At 66.2% G+C, this 22,349-nt stretch carries 22 protein-coding genes and 1 riboswitch; of the genes, 9 read left to right on the top strand and 13 right to left on the bottom strand.

The window, feature by feature from the left end; genetic code table 11:
* Positions 1-6: 6 nt before the first annotated feature.
* Positions 7-250, bottom strand: a riboswitch (cyclic di-AMP (ydaO/yuaA leader).
* Positions 251-366: 116 nt separating this feature from the next.
* Positions 367-1,062 carry a metal-dependent transcriptional regulator gene (locus ACFV4R_RS13145; RefSeq protein WP_261620672.1) on the bottom strand — a complete coding sequence of 232 codons (696 nt, stop codon included), beginning with the start codon at positions 1,060-1,062 and terminating at the stop codon, positions 367-369.
* A gap of 295 nt (positions 1,063-1,357) precedes the next feature.
* Here ACFV4R_RS13145 and serC point away from each other — a divergent pair, with 295 nt between their 5' ends.
* A complete protein-coding gene (serC, locus tag ACFV4R_RS13140) occupies positions 1,358-2,488 on the top strand; it encodes a phosphoserine transaminase (RefSeq protein WP_377202883.1) in 1,131 nt (376 codons plus the stop codon).
* A gap of 115 nt (positions 2,489-2,603) precedes the next feature.
* Here serC and ACFV4R_RS13135 read toward each other — a convergent pair whose 3' ends face one another.
* Positions 2,604-3,248 (bottom strand): DUF3027 domain-containing protein, encoded by a 645-nt coding sequence (locus tag ACFV4R_RS13135; RefSeq protein WP_377202882.1) that lies wholly within the window; start codon positions 3,246-3,248, stop codon positions 2,604-2,606.
* Between the two features lie 6 nt (positions 3,249-3,254).
* Positions 3,255-3,638 (bottom strand): cold-shock protein, encoded by a 384-nt coding sequence (locus ACFV4R_RS13130; RefSeq protein WP_377202881.1) that lies wholly within the window; start codon positions 3,636-3,638, stop codon positions 3,255-3,257.
* A gap of 206 nt (positions 3,639-3,844) precedes the next feature.
* On the opposite strand from ACFV4R_RS13130, the gene ACFV4R_RS13125 reads away from it, so the two are divergent.
* The 3 genes from ACFV4R_RS13125 to ACFV4R_RS13115 are packed head-to-tail and all read left to right on the top strand — an operon-like array spanning position 3,845 to position 8,229.
* Complete coding sequence (locus tag ACFV4R_RS13125; RefSeq protein WP_377202880.1) at positions 3,845-4,078, top strand: hypothetical protein; 234 nt, start codon at positions 3,845-3,847, stop codon at positions 4,076-4,078.
* Positions 4,079-4,088: 10 nt separating this feature from the next.
* Positions 4,089-6,569, top strand: coding sequence for a helicase-associated domain-containing protein (locus ACFV4R_RS13120; protein WP_377202879.1), 2,481 nt, complete (start codon positions 4,089-4,091; stop codon positions 6,567-6,569).
* 13 nt (positions 6,570-6,582) lie between these two features.
* Positions 6,583-8,229, top strand: a complete 1,647-nt coding sequence (locus tag ACFV4R_RS13115) for a DNA repair helicase XPB (RefSeq protein WP_377202878.1) — start codon at positions 6,583-6,585, stop codon at positions 8,227-8,229.
* 16 nt (positions 8,230-8,245) lie between these two features.
* On the opposite strand, the gene ACFV4R_RS13110 is transcribed toward ACFV4R_RS13115, so the two are convergent.
* Both ACFV4R_RS13110 and ACFV4R_RS13105 read right to left on the bottom strand, forming a co-directional pair.
* On the bottom strand, positions 8,246-9,115 hold the full coding sequence (locus ACFV4R_RS13110; protein WP_377202877.1) for an FHA domain-containing protein: 870 nt from the start codon (positions 9,113-9,115) through the stop codon (positions 8,246-8,248).
* Between the two features lie 4 nt (positions 9,116-9,119).
* On the bottom strand, positions 9,120-9,377 hold the full coding sequence (locus tag ACFV4R_RS13105; protein WP_377202876.1) for a hypothetical protein: 258 nt from the start codon (positions 9,375-9,377) through the stop codon (positions 9,120-9,122).
* 237 nt (positions 9,378-9,614) lie between these two features.
* On the opposite strand from ACFV4R_RS13105, the gene ACFV4R_RS13100 reads away from it, so the two are divergent.
* Positions 9,615-10,115, top strand: a complete 501-nt coding sequence (locus ACFV4R_RS13100) for a DUF427 domain-containing protein (protein WP_377202875.1) — start codon at positions 9,615-9,617, stop codon at positions 10,113-10,115.
* A 24-nt stretch (positions 10,116-10,139) separates the two neighbouring features.
* On the opposite strand, the gene ACFV4R_RS13095 is transcribed toward ACFV4R_RS13100, so the two are convergent.
* Complete coding sequence (locus tag ACFV4R_RS13095) at positions 10,140-11,309, bottom strand: phosphotransferase (RefSeq protein ID WP_377202874.1); 1,170 nt, start codon at positions 11,307-11,309, stop codon at positions 10,140-10,142.
* Between the two features lie 3 nt (positions 11,310-11,312).
* Positions 11,313-12,053, bottom strand: a complete 741-nt coding sequence (locus ACFV4R_RS13090; protein WP_377202873.1) for a polysaccharide deacetylase family protein — start codon at positions 12,051-12,053, stop codon at positions 11,313-11,315.
* A 326-nt stretch (positions 12,054-12,379) separates the two neighbouring features.
* Between ACFV4R_RS13090 and ACFV4R_RS13085 the strand changes: the two genes are divergently transcribed.
* The 3 genes from ACFV4R_RS13085 to ACFV4R_RS13075 all read left to right on the top strand — a co-directional run bounded on the left by ACFV4R_RS13085 (position 12,380) and on the right by ACFV4R_RS13075 (position 14,966).
* Complete coding sequence (locus ACFV4R_RS13085) at positions 12,380-13,090, top strand: response regulator transcription factor (RefSeq protein WP_056083743.1); 711 nt, start codon at positions 12,380-12,382, stop codon at positions 13,088-13,090.
* Positions 13,091-13,092: 2 nt separating this feature from the next.
* Positions 13,093-14,568 carry a sensor histidine kinase gene (locus ACFV4R_RS13080; protein WP_377202872.1) on the top strand — a complete coding sequence of 492 codons (1,476 nt, stop codon included), beginning with the start codon at positions 13,093-13,095 and terminating at the stop codon, positions 14,566-14,568.
* Positions 14,569-14,678: 110 nt separating this feature from the next.
* Complete coding sequence (locus ACFV4R_RS13075; RefSeq protein ID WP_091718423.1) at positions 14,679-14,966, top strand: WXG100 family type VII secretion target; 288 nt, start codon at positions 14,679-14,681, stop codon at positions 14,964-14,966.
* 5 nt (positions 14,967-14,971) lie between these two features.
* Here the strand turns inward: ACFV4R_RS13075 and ACFV4R_RS13070 are convergent, their stop codons facing one another.
* Complete coding sequence (locus ACFV4R_RS13070; RefSeq protein ID WP_377202871.1) at positions 14,972-16,045, bottom strand: RNase H family protein; 1,074 nt, start codon at positions 16,043-16,045, stop codon at positions 14,972-14,974.
* A 256-nt stretch (positions 16,046-16,301) separates the two neighbouring features.
* On the opposite strand from ACFV4R_RS13070, the gene ACFV4R_RS13065 reads away from it, so the two are divergent.
* Positions 16,302-17,612 carry an ABC transporter substrate-binding protein gene (locus tag ACFV4R_RS13065; RefSeq protein WP_377202870.1) on the top strand — a complete coding sequence of 437 codons (1,311 nt, stop codon included), beginning with the start codon at positions 16,302-16,304 and terminating at the stop codon, positions 17,610-17,612.
* 90 nt (positions 17,613-17,702) lie between these two features.
* On the opposite strand, the gene groL is transcribed toward ACFV4R_RS13065, so the two are convergent.
* The 5 genes from groL to ACFV4R_RS13040 all read right to left on the bottom strand — a co-directional run bounded on the left by groL (position 17,703) and on the right by ACFV4R_RS13040 (position 22,328).
* A complete protein-coding gene (gene groL / locus ACFV4R_RS13060; RefSeq protein WP_091718417.1) occupies positions 17,703-19,331 on the bottom strand; it encodes a chaperonin GroEL in 1,629 nt (542 codons plus the stop codon).
* A gap of 289 nt (positions 19,332-19,620) precedes the next feature.
* Positions 19,621-20,892 carry an ABC transporter substrate-binding protein gene (locus tag ACFV4R_RS13055; protein WP_377203010.1) on the bottom strand — a complete coding sequence of 424 codons (1,272 nt, stop codon included), beginning with the start codon at positions 20,890-20,892 and terminating at the stop codon, positions 19,621-19,623.
* On the bottom strand, positions 20,892-21,098 hold the full coding sequence (locus ACFV4R_RS13050) for a cold-shock protein (protein ID WP_015936110.1): 207 nt from the start codon (positions 21,096-21,098) through the stop codon (positions 20,892-20,894). The genes ACFV4R_RS13055 and ACFV4R_RS13050 overlap by 1 nt, the downstream gene beginning before the upstream one ends.
* Positions 21,099-21,284: 186 nt before the next feature.
* Positions 21,285-21,929, bottom strand: a complete 645-nt coding sequence (locus tag ACFV4R_RS13045) for a LytR C-terminal domain-containing protein (RefSeq protein ID WP_377202869.1) — start codon at positions 21,927-21,929, stop codon at positions 21,285-21,287.
* Between the two features lie 45 nt (positions 21,930-21,974).
* Complete coding sequence (locus tag ACFV4R_RS13040; protein WP_377202868.1) at positions 21,975-22,328, bottom strand: DUF3263 domain-containing protein; 354 nt, start codon at positions 22,326-22,328, stop codon at positions 21,975-21,977.
* Positions 22,329-22,349: the final 21 nt, after the last annotated feature.

Raw genomic sequence — 22,349 nt, 5'->3', positions numbered from 1 at the left:
AAGAAGGGTTCCTCTCTGGATAGCCTGCGAAGTTAGCTGTCGGATTCGGGTCAGAGAGTTCACAGACCCGGTCCGCCGTAAGCAAGCTGCGGCACAGAGAAATCCCCGGAAGGTTCCTTCACTGGAAGAGGCTTGCTGCTGACGGACTTCACCCCAAGGCAGTCCCCCGCTGCCAGTTGTGGTTCCCCCGCCTCTGCCAGTTATGACTTGGTGCTCCTGATCCGCTGGCAGAGCTCGGCTCCAGATCAGGTAACGCTTAAGTATCAACGCTTTCGTTCAACTATAGGGGCTTAAGTCCCTTAGTAACAATTCCGTTATGTTTGCGTGATCCAGCTCCCACGGGGTAAAAGCGTGGCTTTTACGGTGTCAGTTGACGGCTACGAATACGTGGGCAGCCACTTCAGGAGGCAGTTCCAGGGCGCCTTCAATGCCCGGAACACGGACGGAAATGTAGTCCCCCACACGCTCCAGCGATACCGCTGCTCCAGGGCGGATGCCGCCTTCGTCGAGCTGGGAAAGGAGTTCGGGTTCCACCTGGATGGGTTCGGCCAGCCGGCTGATGGTCACGGCAGAGGCGGGGCCGTACGTCTTCATGGCCTCCAGGAGGCTGATCGCGCCGTCGGCCAAGGACAGCTCCGGGTGCCCGCCCAGGGCGGCCAGTCCGGGAATCGGATTTCCGTAAGGAGATTCGGTGGGGTGGTTGAGCAGTTCGTAGATCCGGCGCTCAACACGCTCGCTCATCACGTGCTCCCAGCGGCACGCTTCGTCGTGGACGTAGGCCCAGTCCAGGCCGATGACGTCAGCCAGGAGCCGTTCGGCAAGGCGGTGCTTGCGCATGACCTCCGTGGCGCGTTTGCGGCCAACCTCGGTGAGCTCCAGGTGGCGGTCGCCGGACACCACCACCAGGCCGTCACGCTCCATCCGGCCGATGGTCTGGGACACGGTGGGGCCCGAGTGGCGCAACCGCTCGGCAATACGGGCCCTCAGGGCAACGATGTTCTCTTCCTCCAGCTCCAGGATGGTCCGAAGGTACATCTCCGTAGTGTCGATCAGATCCGTCATCCAGCTCAGCTCCTCGAGCGCAATACCCTGCGTTGTTCCGCGTTGTCCCACACGGCCCGCCGCCATGCGGCGCGACATAGTCCGGAGGCAAGCTTAGCCTATTTTGACTTTGTCCTAATAGTTGCAGGCTCCACGTTCCCGTGTCTCAATGTTTGGACTTTGGCGGCTCCGGCTCCCGCGCCTACGCCTGTTCAGGCAGAATGGGAAAGGCCTGTATTGCAGTCACTGCCGACTGTCGGGTGGCGTTATCCGCCCGCCCGGCCAAAGCCACCTCCCCGCCGACATTGGAGCCCCCGTGAGCGAAACCAGCATCACTATTCCCGCCGACCTCCTGCCCCGGGACGGACGGTTCGGAGCCGGGCCGTCCAAGGTCAGGCAGGAACAGATCGATGCGCTCTCTGCGGCGTCGAAGACCATCCTGGGCACGTCCCACCGGCAGGCCCCCGTCAAGAACCTCGTGGGCTCGGTCCGCGAGGGCCTCAGCCAGTTCTTCCGCGCGCCGGAGGGTTACGAGGTCGTCCTCGGCGTCGGCGGTTCCACCGCGTTCTGGGATGTTGCCTCCTTCGGCCTCGTGGAGAAGAAGGCCCAGCACCTGTCCTTTGGTGAGTTCGGGTCGAAGTTTGCCGCCGCCACCAACAAGGCACCCTTCCTGGATGCGTCCTCCATCGTCACCTCGGAACCGGGCACCCGCCCGGCAGCCCGGGCCGAGGCCGGCGTCGACGTATACGCCTGGCCGCAGAACGAAACCTCCACCGGCGTCGCCGCTCCGGTGAAGCGCGTAGCTGATGCCGATGAGGGCGCACTGGTCCTGGTCGATGCAACCTCCGCCGCCGGCGGCCTGGACGTAGATGTGGCCGAGAGCGACGTCTACTACTTCGCCCCGCAGAAGAACTTTGCCTCTGACGGCGGGCTGTGGCTTGGCCTGTTCTCCCCCGCCGCGCTGGAACGCGCAGCACGGATCAAAGCCAGCGACCGCTGGATCCCGGATTTCCTGGACCTGCAGACCGCCATCGACAACTCGAAGCTGAACCAGACCTACAACACCCCGTCGCTGTCCACGCTGGTAACGCTGGACGCGCAGGTGCAGTGGCTGAACTCCAACGGCGGTCTGGACTTCGCAGCGGGACGCACCGCCGACTCCGCCGGCCGCATCTACACCTGGGCCGAGGCATCTGACTACGCGACGCCGTTCGTCATCAACCCGGACGAGCGCTCGAACGTCATTGCCACCATCGACTTCGACGACTCTGTGGATGCCGCCGCGGTAGCCAAGATCCTGCGCGCCAACGGCATCGTGGACACGGAGCCTTACCGCAAGCTGGGCCGCAACCAGCTCCGTATCGCCACCTTCGTTGCCATCGACCCCGAGGACGTTTCAGCCCTGCTGGCGAGCATCGACTTTGTGGTGGGCGAGCTGCGCAAGTAGCTCCCGCCGTCGGCAAGGCCCCGGCGATTGAACATACGACGGCGCCGCCCGGGTTTACCCCGGACGGCGCCGTTCGCTGTTGGTTGGGTCGATGGGACCACCACAGAAGGGCTGGCTAGCCCTCCCCGTCTGATGCCTGGCCAGCGTCCGAGGATCCGGCCTGCTGCGCAGGCCCAGTCTGTCCCGGTTCCTGTTCCGATTCCGCTTCGGGAGCTCCGGCCGCCGAAGCGGCCGATTCCCCGGCACCCTGGGCGTCGGGAACCGCGCGCTCCTGCTCGTGGTCCTCTTCCCGGGCGTCCTCGGGCCGCACCCGCTCAGCCCACGGCACCCATTCCGGGGCGAGGATCGAATCCTCCGAGGGCAAAAGGCCAAGTTCGTTGACCGTCACCAGCTTGGAGCGGGAGTTGCGGGTGATGACGGCATACCACTGCCATCCTGAGTAGCCAGGCAACCTGGATTCGAACAGGTGCGTCACCAGGCGGTCGCCTTCGCTCTTGGCAGCCAGGTGCGGACCGATGTCCGACGCCGAGGTGATTCCCTCGAGGGCAGTCCTGGCAACGTCGACGGCGGCGGCCAGGAATGCGTCCGGCTTCCCTGTCCGCCACACCGGCACGCCGGCCTTGCGTTGGGGAGCCGCCTTCACGGCCGCGGCGGCGCGGGAGACGGCGGTGCGCTCCGAGGCAGCCGACTGGGGCACAACGGCTATCTCCTGTTCCGAGGCCTGCATACCTGCGTCGGGCTGTTCAGCTTCCGGATTCATTGCTGCCTAAACGTCCAGCTCGTCGGCAACCTTACGCAGGGCGGCGGCAATTGCCTTGCCCTTGTTGCCGTCCGGGTACTTGCCGTTGGACAGGGTGCCCGAGAGATTGTCGAGGACAGTCACCAGGTCCTGGACCAGGGGTGCAAGGTCGCGGGCGCTGGGCCGCTTGGCCTTGGCAATGGAGGGAGTCTTGTCGAGGACGCGCAGGCCCAGGGCCTGGGCCCCCTTGCGGCCGTCAGCCACGCCGAACTCCACACGGGTGCCGGCCTTGAGTTCCGTTACGCCCTCGGGCAGCGACGATTTGGGCAGGAAGACCTCCTGGCCGTCCTCGCCCGCGAGGAACCCGAAGCCTTTTTCCTTGTCATACCACTTGACCTTGCCGGTAGGCATTGAATCAACCTTCTTCGTTCTGCTGTTGTGAGACACGGCCGGCCGCCACCGCATCCGCACCGGTTGTGCGGGTTTAAGGTATGGCAGCTGCGTACCGCGTTGGTCTGTATCCTTCAAGGTTATCCTGCCCCGCCCCCGAATCCCGCTTCATGCCGCCCCGGACGCCGGTTCACGCGCGCTGCCGGAGGGGCGGTAGCGTTACGTCCATGACACCCTCGCGCTACCGGCGGCCCATCATGATTGCCGCCGCCGTCATTGCCGTGCTCTCGCTGGCCGCCGTGGCGGCGGTCATGGCCCTCGCCTTTGCCGGGTCAGTGGCTCCCGCGTGGGTTACCTACACGGCGCTGTACGGCCTGCCCGCGGCATTCATCCTGATGCTTTTCCTGGTGCTCGACGGCGTTGCAGGGCGGCGCCGGGCAGGAAAACCTGACCAGCGGTAACGTTGGACTGATGTCCCTCATTCGCGCGCTCAGCAAGGACCTGAAGGCCCGCAGCGACGACTCGCTGCGGGAGCTGTTCGCCGCGCGGCCGGACCTGCTCTCCCCCGCCGTGCCGGACTTCCCTGCCCTGGCGGCGCGGGCCAGCTCGCGGGTCAGCGTCCAGCGTGCCCTGGAGCGGCTCAACAGGCCACAGATGCAGGTCCTTGAAACCCTCCATCTGTGCACCAACACAGATACCGGGCACAGCGCCAGCGCACCCGCGCTGCACAAGATGATTGCAGGCTCCTCGGTGCCCACCCTGGAACGGATCCTCAACCGCCTGCAGGAACTTGCCCTGGTTCACCGGGCCGATCCACCCCACGGAACCCCCGCCGTCAACCGCCAGCGCTTCTACCTCCCCGTGGGCTGCCTCAAGGACGTGGTGGGCATCTATCCCGCGGGACTGGGCCGCAGCTACACGGAACTTGTCCGGCTCCAGCCGGCGTTCGCCCAACGGGCGGTCCAGCTTGTGTCCGAACTGCACCGGAGCGGCGTCGAGATCCAGGACGCCACCACCCCGATGGAAGCAGCACTGGCCCTGCAGCACTGGACATCCTCGCCGGAGGCAGTGCAGGACATCCTCGCCCATGCCCCGGAGCGGACGACGGCGCTGCTCGCCAGGTTCCGGAACTGGGCCATGGGTGCCGTCCCCCAGGCGCAACGCAAGGCGTCCGTCACCACCGAGGGCGCCGACGTCGGACCCATCGACTGGCTGCTGGCCCGCGGGCTGCTGGTTCCGCTGGACGCTGCCCATGTGGAACTGCCCCACAGCGTCGGCCTGTCCCTGCGGGGCGGTGCCATCATCAACGACTTCACCCTGACGCCGCCGGCGCCGGAGCTCGGCACCACCACCGCGGCCCTCCGGCGGAATGCTGCCCTGAGTGCCATTTCGGACACCCTGCGGCTGGTGGGCGAACTGCTGCACGCCGTCCAGCGCCAGCCCTTGGCCACACTGCGCAGCGGCGGCGTAGGGGTCCGTGAGACGCGGCGGCTCGGTGAGCTGCTGCGGATCAGCCAGCCCCAGGTGGGACTGCTGCTGGAGCTCTGCGGCCTTGCCGGACTGATCCGCCTGGACGTCGATTCGTCGTCGTGGGTGCTGCCACCGCAGCTTGAGTGGCTGGCACTGCCCCGGCAGGAGCAATGGCAGTGGCTGGTCAATGCCTGGCTGTCCAGCGAACGCGTACCGTCGCTGGTGGGCCAGCCTGTCAACGGAACCTCCGGAGTTCCGGCCGCGCACCGGTCGGCTGCCGGCGGGGCCATCGTCCCGTTGTCTGCGGAAGCGCAACGGCCCGACGCCCCCGTCATCCGCAAACGCATCCTGGAGATACTGCTGGAACTGACCACCGAGGCGGCGTCCGGCGACGGAGCCGCGCCGGTACTGGACGCGGCGGCGGTTCTCCAGCGCGCCGAGTGGGCGCAGCCCCGGATGGCGCGGCGCTTCAGCTCCCTGATCCGCGGCGTCCTCGCCGAGGCCGAGCTGCTCGGCCTGGTGGGCTCCGGGGCCCTGACCCAGCTGGGAGCCGCCTTCGCCGGTGACAACCCGGACGAGGCGATGACACTCCTGGGCCAGCACCTGCCGGCTGCACTGAACCATGTGCTGCTCCAGGCCGACCTGACAGCAGTGGCACCTGGTTACTTGGCACCCGACCTGGCTGAAAAGCTCTTGGCCATGGCCGACGCCGAAGGCCAGGGACCAGCCACGATCTACCGGTTCTCCGAGGCCTCCGTCCGGCGCGCACTGGACGCCGGGTATGACGCCGGCCGGCTGCTGCAGTTCCTGCGCGACCACTCAGCCACCGCGGTGCCGCAGCCGCTGGAATACCTCATCCAGGACACCGCAACCCGACATGGGCAGCTTCGGGTGGGGACTTCCGCCAGTTTCATCCAGAGCGATGACGAGGAAGCGCTGCAGGAACTCCTCGCGGGGCCACGGGCAGCCTCGCTCGGCCTGGTCCAGCTCGCTCCCACCGTCCTGGCGTCCTCTTTGCCGCCCCGTGAAACAGTGCAGATCCTGCGCGGCCTTGGCCTATCGCCGTCGGTGGATGGCGTGGAGGACTCCGCAGTCCGGCTCCGGCGCGGACCGGTCCCGCAGGACAGCCCGCGGCCTGTGTACACCGCACCCCGCCTTGCACCGGCCGCCGACGACGTGGACGCCCAGCTTGCCGTCCTGCGCCAGGAGGACGGCGTGCCCGGCCGCCACGGTGCGGCCGGGCATGAGGCCGAAGCGGCAACCCAGCTGGGCCTGGAGGCGCTGCAGCGCGCCATCCGGCTCAAGCAACGGATCAGCATGAACGTGGTGGACAGCCTGGGGAATGCCACCCTGGAAACCGTTGTTCCGCTTTCAGTAAGCGGCGGACGAGTCCGTGTCTTCGACCCCGCCAAGGACACGGAGCGGGTCCTGTCCATCCACCGGATCATCGATATCGAGGCTGCAGAAGAACTGCACCAGTAAAGGACTGTCCTGCGTGAACGACGGACCCCTGATTGTCCAGAGTGACAAAACCATCCTGCTCGAAGTGGACCACGAGCTCGCCACCGAGGCCCGGCATGCCATCGCGCCGTTCGCGGAGCTGGAGCGGGCCCCCGAGCACATGCACAGCTACCGGCTCACGCCGCTGGGGCTGTGGAATGCCCGTGCCGCCGGGCTGGACGCCGAAAGGGTCCTGGACACGCTGCTGAAGTATTCACGCTTTCCCGTACCACATTCGCTCCTGATCGATATCGAGGAGACGATGTCGAGGTACGGTCGGCTGCGCCTGGAGAAGGATCCCCAGCACGGGCTGGTGATGCGCACCGACGACTATCCGGTGCTCGAGGAAGTCATCCGGGCCAAGAAGATCCAGCCGCTCCTTGGGCCGCGGATCGACGGCGAGACAGTGGTGGTCCACGCGTCTCAGCGTGGCCAACTTAAGCAGATTCTGCTGAAGATCGGCTGGCCGGCCGAGGACCTCGCCGGGTACGTTGACGGCACGCCGCACCTCATCGCACTGAACGAGGACGGCTGGCAGCTTCGCCCCTACCAGCGGCTGGCCAGCGAAAACTTCTGGTCCGGCGGCAGCGGCGTGGTGGTGCTCCCCTGCGGTGCCGGTAAGACGCTGGTGGGTGCTGCGGCCATGGCCACCGGATCCACCACCACCCTGATCCTGGTCACCAACACCGTGGCCGCCCGGCAGTGGAAGGACGAGCTGCTGAAGCGCACGTCCCTGACCGAGGACGAAATCGGCGAATACTCCGGTGCGCTCAAGGAAGTTCGGCCCGTGACCATCGCCACCTATCAGGTCCTGACCACCAAACGCGGTGGACTGTACCCCCATCTGGAACTCGTGGATGGCCATGACTGGGGCCTGATCATCTATGACGAGGTGCACCTCTTGCCGGCTCCCATCTTCCGGATGACCGCAGACCTTCAGGCACGCCGCCGCCTGGGCCTGACGGCCACCCTGGTCCGTGAGGACGGGCGCGAGGGCGAGGTCTTCAGCCTGATCGGGCCGAAACGGTACGACGCACCGTGGAAGGACATCGAGTCCCAGGGCTACATCGCACCGGCGGACTGTGTTGAGGTGCGGGTGGACCTGCCGAAGGACGAACGGGTTGCCTACGCCATGGCCGACGACGCCGACAAATACCGGCTGTGTTCCACCTCCGAATCCAAGTCCCTGGTGGTGGAACAGCTGGTGGCACGGCACGCCGGCGAGCAGCTGCTGGTGATTGGCCAGTACATTGACCAGCTCGACGACCTCGGCGAGCGCCTGCAGGCGCCCGTCATCAAAGGGGACACTTCGGTCAAGGTGCGGCAGCGGCTCTTTGATGCCTTCCGTGCCGGGGAGATCCAGACGCTGGTGGTGTCCAAGGTGGCCAACTTTTCCATCGACCTGCCGGAGGCATCGGTGGCCATCCAGGTGTCCGGTTCGTTCGGGTCCCGCCAGGAGGAGGCACAGCGGCTCGGCAGGCTGCTGCGGCCCAAGAAGGACGGGCGGGCAGCCCGCTTCTATTCTCTGGTGGCCCGCGACACGCTGGACCAGGAGTTCGCCGCCAAGCGGCAGCGGTTCCTGGCCGAGCAGGGGTATGCCTACCGGATCATGGACGCCAAGGACGTGGTCGCCGGGGAGTAGCCAGTAGCGCGCTCCCCTACGTGACCCCTTCGTTGCTGTCCCGCTCCATGGTCCCGGTCCGAGGGTCCAATTGCGGGCGTTCATAGGCAAATTCGCCGCCGCTGCGGCCACCGAATGGGCGGCCGTGGTCAGCGAACTCCTCCCGGAAGAACGCCAGGCACCACTGCCCCATCTGGATCCTCGCTCCGGTCCGGAGTACGGACGGTCCGGAGCGGGCCACGCTTCCGCTGACGGGGCCGTGCGGCACCAGGACGTACTCGTCCTGGTCGTCGTGCCTGATCTCGGCGTGCAGCGCCTCAAGGCCTTCCAGCACGAGGCCGGATTCCGGACTGCTGCCAATGGTCGTGGCATCGTCCGTGAGGGCCACTTCCCTCGGAACCTGGCCTGTCCAGCTTGCTGCGTCCTGGACAAAGATCAGCCGCGGCCTGCCCCCGCCCCGGGTGTAATGCGTTGTGGTGACGCGCCGTACTACCTTCCGCTGCACGGTGGGAAACAATGGCATTGGGGTGAAGGGCGGTAACAATCCCACACCCTTGGGCGTGCGTCTGCCGTGCCGGACCAGCGGCAGCAGGGACCCCAGTTTGCCCAGCTTTATGTGGGGCGACCGGGTCACCAACCGCTGCGTAGCCGGACTGTCCACTTGGCCCAGGCTGACGACATTTCCATCCGGTCCGGCCACGGTGACACTCAACCCCTTGCGGGCCAGGAAGTCAGCCAGTGGCTTGATCGCCTCCACCGAAGGCATTCCGCCACCCGCCAACGGGGCGAGGCCGTCCAGCGACACGGTGACCTCTGTCCCGGCGGCCCGGGCCCGTCCCGTGGTGACCTCCCCGGACTCGTCCGTGAAGGTAAAGTCCAGATCGATGTCCAAGCGGTTCTCCGGCATGATGTCAGCCGCGGTTCGCGTCCGACCCGGCGGCATCCCGGTCGCTGGTGGTCACCCGCAACGAGCCGTTGAGCTTCCAGGTGGCGCGTGGCGCATCGGGGCCGATGTCCCGAGGAACCTCCACGGTCATGTCAATGAACTGATAGTTGATCGCGGCTCCCTTGCCGGTGAGATATGACCACATCTCCTCGGCAAGGTCCGCCCAATCCCGGATGGTGCGTTCGCCCGCAGTTGCGTTTTCGGTTGCGCTCAGATCGGTCATGTTGGTCCAACCCCTTCGATGGCCAGAAACTAATAGGTACTACCGGTGGAAGGGGCCACCGGCAGCAATAAGAAACAGCACGCGGTGGTCCGTCAAACAGTTGGTGCCGGCATCACGCCCGGCAAGCATCACTGTATTCCCGCTTCCGTAACCGGGGAAGATGCGCGACGCCGAACGTTCTTACCGCGTTTTGGGTTCCCGTGTGCGTAACCGGGCTCCCCGACGCACACTGGACACATGAGTCAACGCATCGTGCCGGCCGTCCCCGGCCCCGGACAGGAATCCGTGTGGGACTATCCGCGCCCTCCGCTGGTGGAATCCGGCTCCGGGCGGATCCGGATCTTCCTGGGCGGAGAACTGATCCTCGACACCACCGACTGGCTCAGGGTCCTGGAAACCAGTCACCCGCCCGTCTACTACCTTCCGCGCGCCGCGTTCCTTCCCGGCGCCCTGGACCCCGCCCAGGGAACCAGCTGGTGCGAGTTCAAGGGCCAAGCCGAGTACTTCACCGTTCGCGGCGGCGGCCGGTCCGCTGAGCGGGCCGCCTGGTCCTACCCGCAGCCGCTGCCCGGCTACGAGGAACTGGCGGGCCTGGTGGCTGTCTATGCGGGGCCGATGGACCGGTGCGAGGTGAACGGCGAAGTTGCGCGCCCGCAGGCCGGAGGCTTCTACGGCGGCTGGGTTACCCACCAGGTGGTGGGGCCGTTCAAGGGTGAGCCCGGCACGATGGGATGGTGAGTCCAGCTGTCTTGGCATGCACGCCTACATACCCAGCGCGGCCAGCCGTCCCAGGATGAACCGGACCATGTCCAGCCGCCCCGCCACCACGTCCTCCAGCCCGGGGCGTGGCGCCGCCAGCTGGTCCAACGGCAGTGCGGACAGGCCGGTGAACACGGCCATGGCGGCTGCGTGGCCGCGGGCGACGGATGACGGATCGGGTTCGGTTCCGGCTTCAGCCATCCCATTGCAGTAGGCGTCCACGCACAGCGGCGCCAACCGGACAAGGTCGCTGCCCGGCATGTCGCCGTCGTTGACCCGTCCGGCCAGCAGCTGCGCCAGGTCGAATCCGGCCGGGCCCCTGCCGAAGTTTCCCCAGTCGATGAGGGTGAACGCTTCGTCCCCGCCGTTGGATGCGCGGGCCAGCAGGTTCTGGGGGCTGGCGTCGCCGTGCATGGGGAACTGGGGCAGGGCCACGAGAACGTTAACCAGGTCCGGGGCCCTCCCTGCCAGGCTACGCAGCCCGATGATGACCGCAGGGTCCGCGGCGCCGGCCACCACCGGGTGCCGCCAAACGTCGTCGTCCATGATCGCCGGGATCAGCAGCTGCGTTCCGACGCCTTCGAGGAAGAACTCCATGCGCCGTGATGTCGTGGCGTCGGGCACTGCCGTGACGCACGCATCCACGTCCTGGCTGCCCGCAAGGCCGCCCAGGACAAAGGCCGCCTCCGCAAAATGCTCATCGCTCCATCCCTGGCCACCGTCGTCGTCCACGTCCTCCATCCAGATGAGGATCCGCTGCGCATCCAGCTCGGTGATCCGGAAAGCCTCGGGCATCCGGGCGTTGAAGGGCAATGCTGTGCTGACCCCTGCGGCGTACGCCTGCGCTTCAGTGCGCCACGGGTAGCGCTCCGCCAGCTGCCCGCGGAACTCCGGGGGTACAGCCTGGATGCCGGGCCACAACAGTGGCGACTGGGTGAGCTTGGCAATGACGCTGAAGGATACAGGTTCCGCTGCGTTGCCTGGTCCGGCCTGCTGTGCCATTCCCTGGACCCGCCAGAGCCCGCCCGTGGTCATGTTGGCCCCGGGAGGAATGATGCTCTGCGCCTGGGCCCGGGTGACCACCATGCCGCGCCGGCCCAGGGCAGCGTCCACCACTGCCGGCAGGTCCTGGCGCAGCAGGCTGGGGACGGCCAGCTCCGGCGCGTCAATCACCGGTTAGGAGCCGGCCGGAGGAACCACGACGGCGGGTGAGCCCTCGTTGAGCGGGTTGGCGGTGGCGGAGGGAGCCACTACCCCGAATTCGTAACCCTGGGCACGAAGCGCGTCGATGGTGGTTGCGAGGTATGTCCATTGTGAAGCCGGGCAGGCCAGGACGTCTTCGGCATCATGGAGCAGGATGATCGCCCCGGGCGCTGCCTCATCCATAACGAACTTTTGCACGCCGGCAGCGCCCGGACACTCAAAGTCACCGGGCTGGCCGATGTGCCAACGCCAGAGGATCCCGCCGCTCATGCCGATGCTCCGCAGGTAATTTGCTGCGTAGGGGGTGCTGTTGCCGAACGGGAACCGCATGAGGCGCGGCGTCTCACCTGTCACGGCCCGGATAGCCGCATTCGTGCTGTCTATCTGCTGCTTTTGGTCTGCCTGGCTGATCTCGAGGAAATCGGCGTGGTTCCACGAGTGGTTGCCGATGACGTGCCCCTCGGCCTTGATCCGGCGAACGAGGTCAGGGTACAGCTGTGCGTTGGCCCCCTGCAGGAAGAACGTGGCCTTGACGTTCTTCGCCTTCAGGACGTCCAGGACGTAAGCCGTGCGCTGTGGCGACGGCCCGTCGTCGAACGTCAGTCCAATCAGTGGTTCGTCAGCTGCTTGCGCAGCCTGCGTGGGGCTGCCCGCCAGCAGGGCGATGACAAGGGCTCCTGCACCCAGGGCCATGGTGGCTAATTTGCTCTTCATCGTGCTGATCCTCCCGTGCCCAAGGCTGCCCGAAACCTTCCTAGATAAGCACCATACGGCGGCGTTTAAGGCACTGTAAACAGCCCCCGGCGACACGTGGGGAACGCCCGCGCGGACGGGTAGGGGCAGCGGGCCGGGCGGCAAAAGAGGGGGAAGCGGGCGGCTGGGAGGGGGCACTCCACCCTTGTGGGCCCGAGCGGCAGGTGGAACGATTTCCCGCCACTTTCGGGCACGAGAGGATTCCGCCTGCGGCCGCGCCGAGGATACGGAACGTTCTTCCATGGAACATCCAGACAACTCCCAGAGACTGGGAGCATGATGGGAACATGAACAAGAATGGCCCCGAAGCGAAGCTCCTCGTTGTTGACGATGAACCCAACATCCGTGAGCTGCTGTCAACGTCACTGAGGTTCGCCGGCTTCGAAGTAGTGTCCGCGGCCAACGGCCGCGACGCCCTGGCAGCCGCTGACGCCCACGCGCCGGACCTGGCTGTCCTCGACGTCATGCTTCCGGACATGGACGGGTTTACCGTCACCCGCCGGCTGCGTGCCTCGGGCAAGCACTTCCCGGTCCTGTTCCTCACCGCCAAGGACGACACCGAAGACAAAGTCACCGGGCTTACCGTGGGCGGGGACGATTACGTCACCAAGCCGTTCAGCCTCGACGAGGTGGTGGCGCGGATCCGCGCCGTGCTTCGCCGCACGCAGCCGCTCCTCGACGACGACGCCGTCATCCGGGTGGGCGACCTGGAACTCGACGACGACGCCCACGAAGTGCGCCGTGGCGGCACCGTCATTGAACTCTCCCCCACCGAGTTCAAGCTGCTCCGCTACCTGATGCTGAACCCTAACCGGGTGCTGTCCAAGTCGCAGATCCTGGACCATGTCTGGGAGTACGACTTCAACGGCGACGCCTCCATCGTGGAGTCCTACATTTCCTACCTGCGCCGCAAGGTGGACATCGATCCCGAGGCCCCTGCCCTGATCCAGACCAAACGCGGCGTGGGCTACGTGCTCCGGACGGCCGAAAAGCGCTGACCTTGCTGAAACGGTGGAAGTCCTCGTCCCTGAGGACACAGCTGGTGGCCATGATCATGGCCCTGCTCATTGTCGCCCTGACGGTGACCGGGGCCGGCACCCTGGCGCTGCTGCACAGCTACCTCCAGGGCCAGGTGGATGACAAGCTCAACGCCGCCGTAGACCTGGCCCAACAGCAGCAGTCGTTTTCGCAGCTGCAGGGCTCCAGCCCGGAGGTCCCCACGGACTATTCGCTGCTGCTCTACGGCACCGACCAGCAACCGCTCCGGCTCGGGGGCGATGCCGACAACCACCCGGACATCAAATCCATCACTAGCGAACAGGCCCAGGCACGGGGCCGGGTCCCGTTCCAGGTGGGCGGTACCGATGGCCAGAACTGGCGGGTTGTTGCCGTGCCGGTGCTTTCGAACAACCGGCCGGCGGTGGTGGTCATCGGACTTCCGCTCGAGGGCGTGGATGACGTCCTCAAGCATGCCACCCTGGTGGTCACCGGAGTCGGCCTGCTGACGCTCCTGCTCGCCTCACTGATTGCCAGCTGGACCGTTTCGCGCTCCTTCCGGCCATTGGCAAGGGTGGAAAAGACCGCCGCCGCCATCGCCGCCGGAGACTTGTCCCGCCGCGTGGACGTCGAAAACCCGGCCACCGAACTGGGCCGTCTCAGCAGCTCACTGAACGCGATGCTGGCGCATATCGAGACGGCCTTCGCAGCCCGCACTGCATCCGAGGCACGGATGAGGCGCTTCGCCGCCGATGCGTCGCACGAGCTGAGGACCCCTCTGGTGACCATCCGCGGCTTCTCCGAGCTGTACCGCCACGGAGCCTTGACCACCGACGAGGATGTTGCCACCGCCATGGGGCGGATCGAAAGCGAAGCCAAGCGCATGGGATCCATGGTGGAGGACCTCCTCCTCCTGGCCCGCCTGGACGAGCAGCGCCCGTTGCAGCAAAAGCCCGTGGACCTGCAGCTCATTGCACATGATGCGGTAGTGGACACCCAGGCCAGCGACCGGTCCCGGGTGATCTCGCTCGCCGGGCTCGACGACGGACCGGCCAAGCCGGCACCTGCACTCGGCGATGAGGCCAAAATCCGGCAGGTGCTGGGAAACCTTGTGGGCAACGCCCTGCGCTATACCCCCGAAGGCAGCCCCATTGAACTGGCTGTCGGCGTGCGGACTGTGGACGGGCAGGTGCGCTCCGTGGTTGAGGTACGGGACCACGGCCCGGGCATCTCCGAAGAAGACGCGTCCAAGGTCTTCGAGCGTTTCTACCGCGCGGACACTTCGCGGACACGGGATACGGGCGGCAGCGGCCTGGGCCTGGCCATCGTTGCGGCGATTGTTGGTTCACATGGCGGTTCGGTCCGCGTACAGGAGACAGAGGGCGGGGGCGCCACCATGGTGGTCAGCCTGCCGTACCGGGACGAGGCCGCGGCGGACAGCGAGGACGAGGTCAGCGACGGCAAGGTTATCCACATATAGCCCTGTGGCCGTGGCCCACCGCCCTGCCCGTCCCTAGGCTCGTTTCAGCGGCCCGGACCAGCCGGGCCAGGGCAACCTGCGTTGCCCCGCCGCGAGCGAAAGGCACAGCCATGAGCATCATCTCCGTCGATACCGAACTGCTGCAACTGAAGTCGGCCAGCGTCCAGGCCACCGTGGACAGGATCAGCACGGACGTCCAGACCATGAAGCGCGGCCTCGATGAGCTCCAAGGTTCCTGGCGGGGCTCCGCGGCCACAAATTTCCAGGCCTTGATCACCGAGTGGACCATCACGCAGGGCAGGGTGGAGGCCTCGCTGGCCTCCATCAATGCGGCGCTGGCCTCAGCGGCGGCCACCTACGCCCAGGCGGAGCAGGGAAACACGCAGCGCTTCAGCTGAGCCCTTTATGCTTCCGGCGTGCCCTGGTGGAACCGCAGCCGCCAGCGGCCGCCATCGAGGACCCACAGTGAGCTTCTCAGGGTGGTGCCGGAGCGGGCGAAGCTTCGGTAGGTCAGCAGGACAGCGCTGGTGCCGATGCGGTCGGTCCCGAGGATCTCGATGTCGGTCCGCTCCCCAGGGTCCTCCTCGAGGGCCATCATCATCGCGTCCCGGGTCCAGACCCGGCCTGAGCTGCCGATCTCCATGAAGTCGGGGTGCAGCAGCACGGCCGTGCTGCCCATGTCGCCGCGGACCAGGGGGCCCAGGAGTTCACGCTCGAGTTCCTCCACCTGCGCTTCAGCGGATGGCTCTGCCACGGCTGGCTCGGTGTCGAAGGCTTCTCTGCCCAGCTCACTGAAAAGGTCCGGTTCGCTGAAAAGCTTCGGGTCTCCGAACAGACCCGGGTCGGTGAACAGGTCCGGCTCGGCCTTGGCGGCAGGCCGTGCAGCGACTGGGGACGCCGCCGAACGCTGCGGTGCTGCACGCTGATCGGACGCCTGCTCTGCGGCAACCCGCGCGGAGGCAGCCTGCGTGCCGGCCTGCGCTGTTGCGCCACCTCCGGCCTCGTGCTGGTGGCCCGGGAATCCCGGCCCGGACCGGGCAGCAACCCCCTGCTGGTAAGCCGTGGCTGCCGCCCTGGCCCGCTCGTCGGCGGCCTCGTTGAGGTCATGCCCGGCATGGCCTTTCACCCACTCGAAGGTGTATTTGCGCCCCGCCAGCTCACGGTCGAGTTCCTTCAGGAGCTCAACGTTGAGGACCGGCTTGCCGTCTGCCTTGCGCCAGCCCTTCCGCTTCCAGCCGGGCATCCACTTGGTGATCGAGTTGATGACGTACTGGCTGTCGCACAGGATGTGGAGGTCCTCCTGCCGGACGTGCGCGGTTGCGCGCAGCAGGTCCAGCACTGCCATCAGCTCGCCCTGGTTGTTGGTTCCGTGGGGCCACCCACCGGCTCGCCAGCATTCGTCATTCACATACCAAGCCCAGCCGGCAGGGCCGGGGTTTCCCAAGGCCGAACCGTCAGCCGCTGCAGTAATCGTCACCGGTCCATCCTGCCAGACCGGGCCGACAATGCCTGAACGCCGCCAGCAACAGGCGGCCCGTGCGGAAGCGGAGAGCCCAACACGATAAAAAACTAATTCGGGAAAACGTTTACCCAAAACTATTGACTGCCCGTAACCAACAAGGCCACAATCACTGTATCGAATGAGAAAGCGCTTTCTCACAACTGGTGGAACGGCACGGATGCCGGCGCAACGCCCAGGGAAAGCGCCCAAAGATTTTCAGGAAGGCAGATCGATGACGATTCCAACCGTAAGCCGCCGGAGGTTCCAGCTGGGAGCTGCAGCTTTGGCAATTACGTTGCTGGCAACAGGCTGCGGCGCCTCGGGCAGCTCAGGCAGCGGCGACCAGGTCACGCTGCGGTTTGCCTGGTGGGGCAACGAATACCTCAACGCCCAGACGGAGAAGGTCATTGACGCCTTCGAAGCCAGCCACCCCAACATCAAGATCGAGTCAGAGCCCGGCGAATGGGGCGGCTACTGGGACAAACTGGCCACCAAAACCGCTGCCAACGATGCCCCGGATGTTATCCAGATGGACCAGAAGTACATCGCGGAGTACGGCGGGCGGGGCGCACTCCTTGACCTGTCGAAGCAGGAGGGAGTCGATACCTCGAAGCCGGACAAGGAGGCCCTCGCTTCCGGACAGTATGACGGCGCCCAGTACGGCCTGAGCACCGGACAGAACGCCTACGTCATCATGGCAAACACCAAGGTCTTCGAGGCTGCCAACGTTCCGGTCCCGGATGATACGAAGTGGACCTGGGACGAGTTCCTGGACATTGCAGCCAAGATCAGCGCCTCGGGCGACGGGAAGACGTACGGCGCCGCCTATGGCAGCAATGAGGCGGACCTCATCATCTGGCTGCGCCAGCACGGCCAGAACCTGTACTCGCAGGACGGGAAGCTGGACTTCGACACCGCTACCGCGGCATCGTTCTGGGAGCGGCTCAAAGAGCAGCGGGATTCAAAGGCCAGCCCGCCGGCCACGGTAGCAACGGAAGACTCCGGTGCGGGCCTCGAAGAAAGCCTCTTCGGCACCAACCGCGTGGGCATGGCCTGGTGGTGGACCAACCAGCTCGGCTCCCTCGAGTCCACCACGGCCAGCCCCATCAAGATGCTGCGTGCACCCAGCCAGGACGGCGCGTCAGCCAAGAACGGCATGTACTACAAGCCCACCATGTTCTGGTCCGCTTCGTCCCGCTCCAAGCATCCCAAGGAAGCGGCCGCCTTCATCGACTACCTCACCAACAGCCCGGAAGCGGGGGCCATCCTGATGACGGACCGCGGCGTGCCCACCAACGCTGCGATCGTGGAGAGCATCACGCCCAGCCTTAAGCCGGCGGACACCACCGTGGTGTCCTTCCTCAAGGACATCGCTCCGGATATCAAGGACGCACCCCCTGTTCCGCCGGTGGGTGCGGGCAGCGTGCAGAACGTGATCAAGCGCTACACCGACGAAGTGCTGTATGACCGGCTGACTCCGCAGGCAGCCGCCGACGCCTTCAAGAAGGAAGTCGAAGGAATGCTCGCCAGCGCGAAGAAGTAATCCCGGCAGCGCAGGAAACGGAAAAATGCGGCCCCCTCCTAAGAGGGGGCCGCATTCGTGTATCAGCGGGACAGGTCCCGGCCGGAAGGCTTAGAAGCCGCCCATGCCGCCCATCTCGTCGCCGCCGCCAACGGGGGCAGCGTTCTTCTCGGGCTTGTCGGCAACAACTGCCTCGGTGGTGAGGAACAGGCCGGCAATGGATGCCGCGTTCTGCAGGGCAGAGCGGGTCACCTTGACCGGATCGTTGACGCCGGCGGCCAGCAGGTCGACGTACTCGCCGGTTGCTGCGTTCAGGCCGTGGCCAGCGGGCAGGCCGCGGACCTTGTCAACCACAACGCCGGGCTCGAGGCCGGCGTTGAAGGCGATCTGCTTCAGCGGGGCGTCGATGGCAACGCGGACGATGTTGGCGCCGGTTGCTTCGTCGCCGGAGAGCTGCAGGTTGGCGAATGCCTTGGCACCGGCCTGGATGAGGGCCACGCCGCCACCGGCGACGATACCCTCTTCAACGGCTGCCTTGGCGTTGCGCACGGCGTCTTCGATGCGGTGCTTGCGCTCCTTGAGCTCAACCTCCGTGGCGGCACCGGCCTTGATGACTGCAACGCCGCCGGCCAGCTTGGCCAGGCGCTCCTGCAGCTTCTCGCGGTCGTAGTCGGAGTCGGAGTTCTCGATCTCGGCGCGGATCTGGGAAACGCGGCCGGCGATCTGGTCGGCGTCGCCTGCACCCTCGACGATGGTGGTCTCGTCCTTGGTGACGACAACCTTGCGTGCCTTGCCCAGGAGTTCCAGGCCGGCAGTTTCCAGCTTCAGGCCGACTTCCTCGGAGATGACCTGGCCGCCGGTGAGGACGGCGATGTCTGCGAGCTGGGCCTTGCGGCGGTCGCCGAAGCCGGGAGCCTTGACGGCTACGGACTTGAAGGTGCCGCGGATCTTGTTGACGATCAGCGTGGCCAGGGCCTCGCCCTCGATGTCCTCAGCGATGATCAGCAGCGGCTTGTTGGACTGCATGACCTTTTCCAGGACAGCAACCAGTTCCTTGACGTTGGAGATCTTGGAGTTGACGATCAGGATGTACGGATCCTCGAGGACCGTTTCCTGGCGCTCTGCGTCGGTGACGAAGTAGGCGGAGATGTAGCCCTTGTCGAAGCGCATGCCTTCGGTGAGTTCCAGCTCCAGGCCGAAGGTGTTGGATTCCTCGACGGTGATGACGCCTTCCTTGCCGACCTTGTCCAGGGCTTCGGCAATGAGGGCGCCAATTTCATCGTCACCGGCAGAGATGGAGGCCGTGGCGGCGATCTCTTCCTTGGTTTCGATTTCCTTGGCGGAGTTCAGCAGTTCGGCGGTTACGGCGTCAACGGCCTTTTCGATGCCGCGCTTGAGGGACAGCGGGTCGGCGCCGGCGGCAACGTTGCGCAGGCCTTCCTTGACGAGGGCCTGGGCCAGCACGGTAGCCGTGGTGGTGCCGTCGCCTGCGACATCGTCAGTCTTCTTGGCAACTTCCTTGACCAGCTCGGCGCCGATCTTCTCGTAAGGATCGTCCAGCTCGATCTCCTTGGCGATGGAAACACCATCGTTGGTGATCGTGGGGGCGCCCCACTTCTTTTCGAGGACGACATTGCGTCCACGCGGGCCGAGGGTGACCTTAACGGCGTCGGCGAGGATGTTCAGGCCCCGCTCAAGGCCGCGGCGTGCCTCTTCATCAAATGCAATGATCTTGGCCATAACGGCAATAGTCCTTTCGGGACAGTCGTTAAGAATGAACCTCAGCTGCAGTGCCCGCGACGGACGGTTTCCTGGACGGCGGCCTCTGTATGCCTCCGCGTGGGAACCTCACTCCAGTAAGGTGTTTCTTCGCTCCTCGGCCGGTGCCGGGCGCCGCCGGCTGAACCGGCGTTGCCTTTAGCAGTCGATGCGTCAGAGTGCTAACTCAATAATTAGCACTCCCCCGGTGAGAGTGCAAGCGAAAGAGACCCCCGGGTACGCGTTTAGGGCCCGTATTCGCCGAGGGCGATCAGCCGCCGGTGCGGCCAGCGGTTTCGTGTCCGGTGGCCGTCGGAATGTTGTCGCTGCCATAGGTGAACACAGTAAAGGTGGCGGAGGTGATGTCCCCGTTGGTGTCGAACGAGATGGGACCTGACTCGCCGTCGTAATTGATGCCGCCCCCTGAGGCGAGGGCGGGCAAGCAGTCCTTGTAGGTGGTGCAGGGAGTCGCGGCCGTGGCTTGGGATTCCGCGGCGGTCCCGCCGGAGACGGCCACGAGGTTGGCAGCAATGGAGGGGCCGGCGTCGTCCTGCGCACGCGCCGCCGCCAGGGCGGCAAGGGTCACCGCATCGAACGTTTCCGCGGCATACGAGACATCCTTCAGCCCCTCGTCCACGCCCAACAGGCGGGCCTGGAAGGCGGCGCTGGGAAGCTGACCGGACACCACGGCCCTGGTGCCGTCCAGCGCCTTGGTACCGAGTTTCGATCCGTAGCGCGCGAACGCTCCATCGCTCAGCAGCAGGCTGGCCCCGGAGACGCCCGCATTGTTGAGCTCCGCCAGTGCCCCCTGCGACCCTTCACGGGCAACCACGACGACGGCATCGGGCTTCGCGGCCCCGGCTTTCCGGGCGGCGTCCCCGGCCTCGCCGGCGGCGAACCCGGCGTTGTCCAGGACCTGCAGCCCGGCACCTGAGGCGGCGTCGGCGACTGCGGCAGCAACTTCCTTGCCGTAGGTACCCTCCTGGTGGAGGATGGCGATGGTTTTGGCGCCCCCGTCTTTGGCGAGCATGGCCAGGACGGGTCCCTGCGCAACGTCCGCGGCCGTGGTCCGGAAGTAGTAGCCGCCCGACTCCACGCTGCTGAGGCCTGCGGCAGTGTTGGCGGGCGATATCAGCGGGGTCCGCGCCCGGGAGAGGACATCGATGGCCTCGGTGGCGTGGCTTGAATCGGTGGGACCGATCACCACGTCCGCTTTGTCGGAGACCAGCGCGTGGGCCTGCGCGGCAGTGTCCCCGCCGGCCTGGACGGGAAGGAGTTCCACGGGCCTGCCCTTATGGCCGCCGGCGGCATTGATTTCCCGGACGGCGAGCTGGGCCGCAGCGAGCTGGGAGGTATTGAGGAAGCTGCTGTCCCCGGCGTTGTCCAGGATCAGCCCCACGCGGAGGACTCCGTCGCCGGATGCTTCAACGGTGTCCACGCGGGCATTGCCGGTGACTCCGGAGCAGGCACTGAGGGCCAGAACGGCAGCAAGGGATGCGGCGAACACCGGTCGACGGCGGGCCGCTGGGCGGGCAGGATGCATCACTCGGCGGGCCGGACGCTTTCGGCCTGCGGGCCTTTCTCGCCCTCCCCGACTTCAAGTTCCACCCGCTGGCCCTCATCGAGCGCCCGGTAGCCTTCACCCTGGATTGCCGACCAGTGTACGAAGATATCGTCCCCGGAGCCGTCCACGGTGATGAAGCCGTAGCCCTTTTCGGCGTTGAACCATTTGACGGTTCCCAGTGCCATGGTGACCCACTCTTTCCGTTGAGACCGGAGGACCCCTGCTGTGGTGCCGCGGCGGTGACGTGCGTTGCAGGGACCGGGCAGAGGCCTGGATTTCACTCTAGCCAAAGGCTGCCCCGTCCTGCAGGCGGGCCGGCAGCGGTGGCGCTAAACGTTATTCAGGCGTGACCGCCGGCACCTTGTCCGGGATTAGCGGTAGCCCGGCCCCAGGACCACCACCAACGGCACCTGGAACTCGGTGCTTGCCACTACGGTGGGCACGCCCAGCAGGTTGGCCAGCTCGCGCGCATTGGCGGCCTGGTCCGCTCCGGAGTAGTACACCGTGCTGCCCTGCTGCGGGGCGCCGGCCCAGTTCCCCACCTGCCCCAGCGTCCAGCCTGCCGCCTTCACTGTTCCGCCCACCCGGCTGGCGAGTCCGGATGTTCCGGCGGCGTTGTAAACGGCTACCGGCTGGGTCTTGTCCAGTTCCGGCCCGGCAGACGCTGTAGCGCTGGGCTCGGGTTCCGGCTCAGTGGTGCTCTCGGCGCTGGAATCCGTGGAGGGCTGGGCCGTTGCCGACGGTTCGGATGCCTTGTCCGCAGCGGCGGAAGGCGTGGCTCCTGTGTCGGCCAGCGGCGCCTCGGATACCACCGCCGAGGCCTGGCTTTCGGTACCGCCAAGGCCCAGCTTGGGAAGGATCATGAAGGACACCAGGCCGATGGCCAAGGCAGCGAGGCCAACAGCAAGGATGGGCCACAGCCGCACGCGGGACGGTGCGGTGGCCGTCCGGTGGACACCTTGTCGCGACGCCGTCTCCGGGACCTTGTCGAATTCATCGCGGGCGTATTTGGTCATGGTGGGATGGATCCTTGCTGGTGGCTGCTGTAAAGGCGGGGCGTCCTAGGCGTCGGATCCCAGGCGCCGCGCGGTGCGTGCACGGTGGCGCGACGTACGTAGTCTACGCAATCGCTTAACCAGCATGGGATCGTGGGCCAGCGCATCTTCCCTGTCGATCAGGGCGTTCAGCACCTGGTAGTAGTGCGTTGCGGAGAGGTCGAAGAGTTCCCTGACGGCCTGTTCCTTGGCTCCGGCGTACTTCCACCACTGCCGCTCCAGGGCAAGGATCTGCTGCTCACGCTCGGTCAACGGCGAATCCTTGAGGGTGAAGTCCGCCAACAGTGAGTTGGCCTCGCCGTCTCCCCCGCCGTCCTCCGGCAGGTAACCGGTCAGTTGTTCCCGGGCCGGTTCAGCCACGGCGCACTCCTTCGCTGGTTA

Source organism: Pseudarthrobacter sp. NPDC059871 (assembly GCF_042731175.1).
Lineage (GTDB): Bacteria > Actinomycetota > Actinomycetes > Actinomycetales > Micrococcaceae > Arthrobacter.
This window is presented reverse-complemented; position numbering and strand designations above follow the sequence as displayed.

Bases quoted from the DNA above. Each gene is read 5' to 3' on its own strand.
- ACFV4R_RS13130 (WP_377202881.1), bottom strand. From the start codon at position 3,638: ATGCCTACCGGCAAGGTCAAGTGGTATGACAAGGAAAAAGGCTTCGGG.
- ACFV4R_RS13145 (WP_261620672.1), bottom strand. From the start codon at position 1,062: ATGACGGATCTGATCGACACTACGGAGATGTACCTTCGGACCATCCTG.
- ACFV4R_RS13120 (WP_377202879.1), top strand. From the start codon at position 4,089: ATGTCCCTCATTCGCGCGCTCAGCAAGGACCTGAAGGCCCGCAGCGAC.
- ACFV4R_RS13105 (WP_377202876.1), bottom strand. From the start codon at position 9,377: ATGACCGATCTGAGCGCAACCGAAAACGCAACTGCGGGCGAACGCACC.
- ACFV4R_RS13110 (WP_377202877.1), bottom strand. From the start codon at position 9,115: ATGCCGGAGAACCGCTTGGACATCGATCTGGACTTTACCTTCACGGAC.
- ACFV4R_RS13125 (WP_377202880.1), top strand. From the start codon at position 3,845: ATGACACCCTCGCGCTACCGGCGGCCCATCATGATTGCCGCCGCCGTC.
- groL (WP_091718417.1), bottom strand. From the start codon at position 19,331: ATGGCCAAGATCATTGCATTTGATGAAGAGGCACGCCGCGGCCTTGAG.
- ACFV4R_RS13135 (WP_377202882.1), bottom strand. From the start codon at position 3,248: ATGAATCCGGAAGCTGAACAGCCCGACGCAGGTATGCAGGCCTCGGAA.
- ACFV4R_RS13050 (WP_015936110.1), bottom strand. From the start codon at position 21,098: ATGGCACTGGGAACCGTCAAATGGTTCAACGCCGAAAAGGGCTACGGC.
- ACFV4R_RS13045 (WP_377202869.1), bottom strand. From the start codon at position 21,929: ATGACCAAATACGCCCGCGATGAATTCGACAAGGTCCCGGAGACGGCG.
- ACFV4R_RS13055 (WP_377203010.1), bottom strand. From the start codon at position 20,892: ATGCATCCTGCCCGCCCAGCGGCCCGCCGTCGACCGGTGTTCGCCGCA.
- ACFV4R_RS13075 (WP_091718423.1), top strand. From the start codon at position 14,679: ATGAGCATCATCTCCGTCGATACCGAACTGCTGCAACTGAAGTCGGCC.
- ACFV4R_RS13085 (WP_056083743.1), top strand. From the start codon at position 12,380: ATGAACAAGAATGGCCCCGAAGCGAAGCTCCTCGTTGTTGACGATGAA.
- ACFV4R_RS13090 (WP_377202873.1), bottom strand. From the start codon at position 12,053: ATGAAGAGCAAATTAGCCACCATGGCCCTGGGTGCAGGAGCCCTTGTC.
- ACFV4R_RS13100 (WP_377202875.1), top strand. From the start codon at position 9,615: ATGAGTCAACGCATCGTGCCGGCCGTCCCCGGCCCCGGACAGGAATCC.
- ACFV4R_RS13065 (WP_377202870.1), top strand. From the start codon at position 16,302: ATGACGATTCCAACCGTAAGCCGCCGGAGGTTCCAGCTGGGAGCTGCA.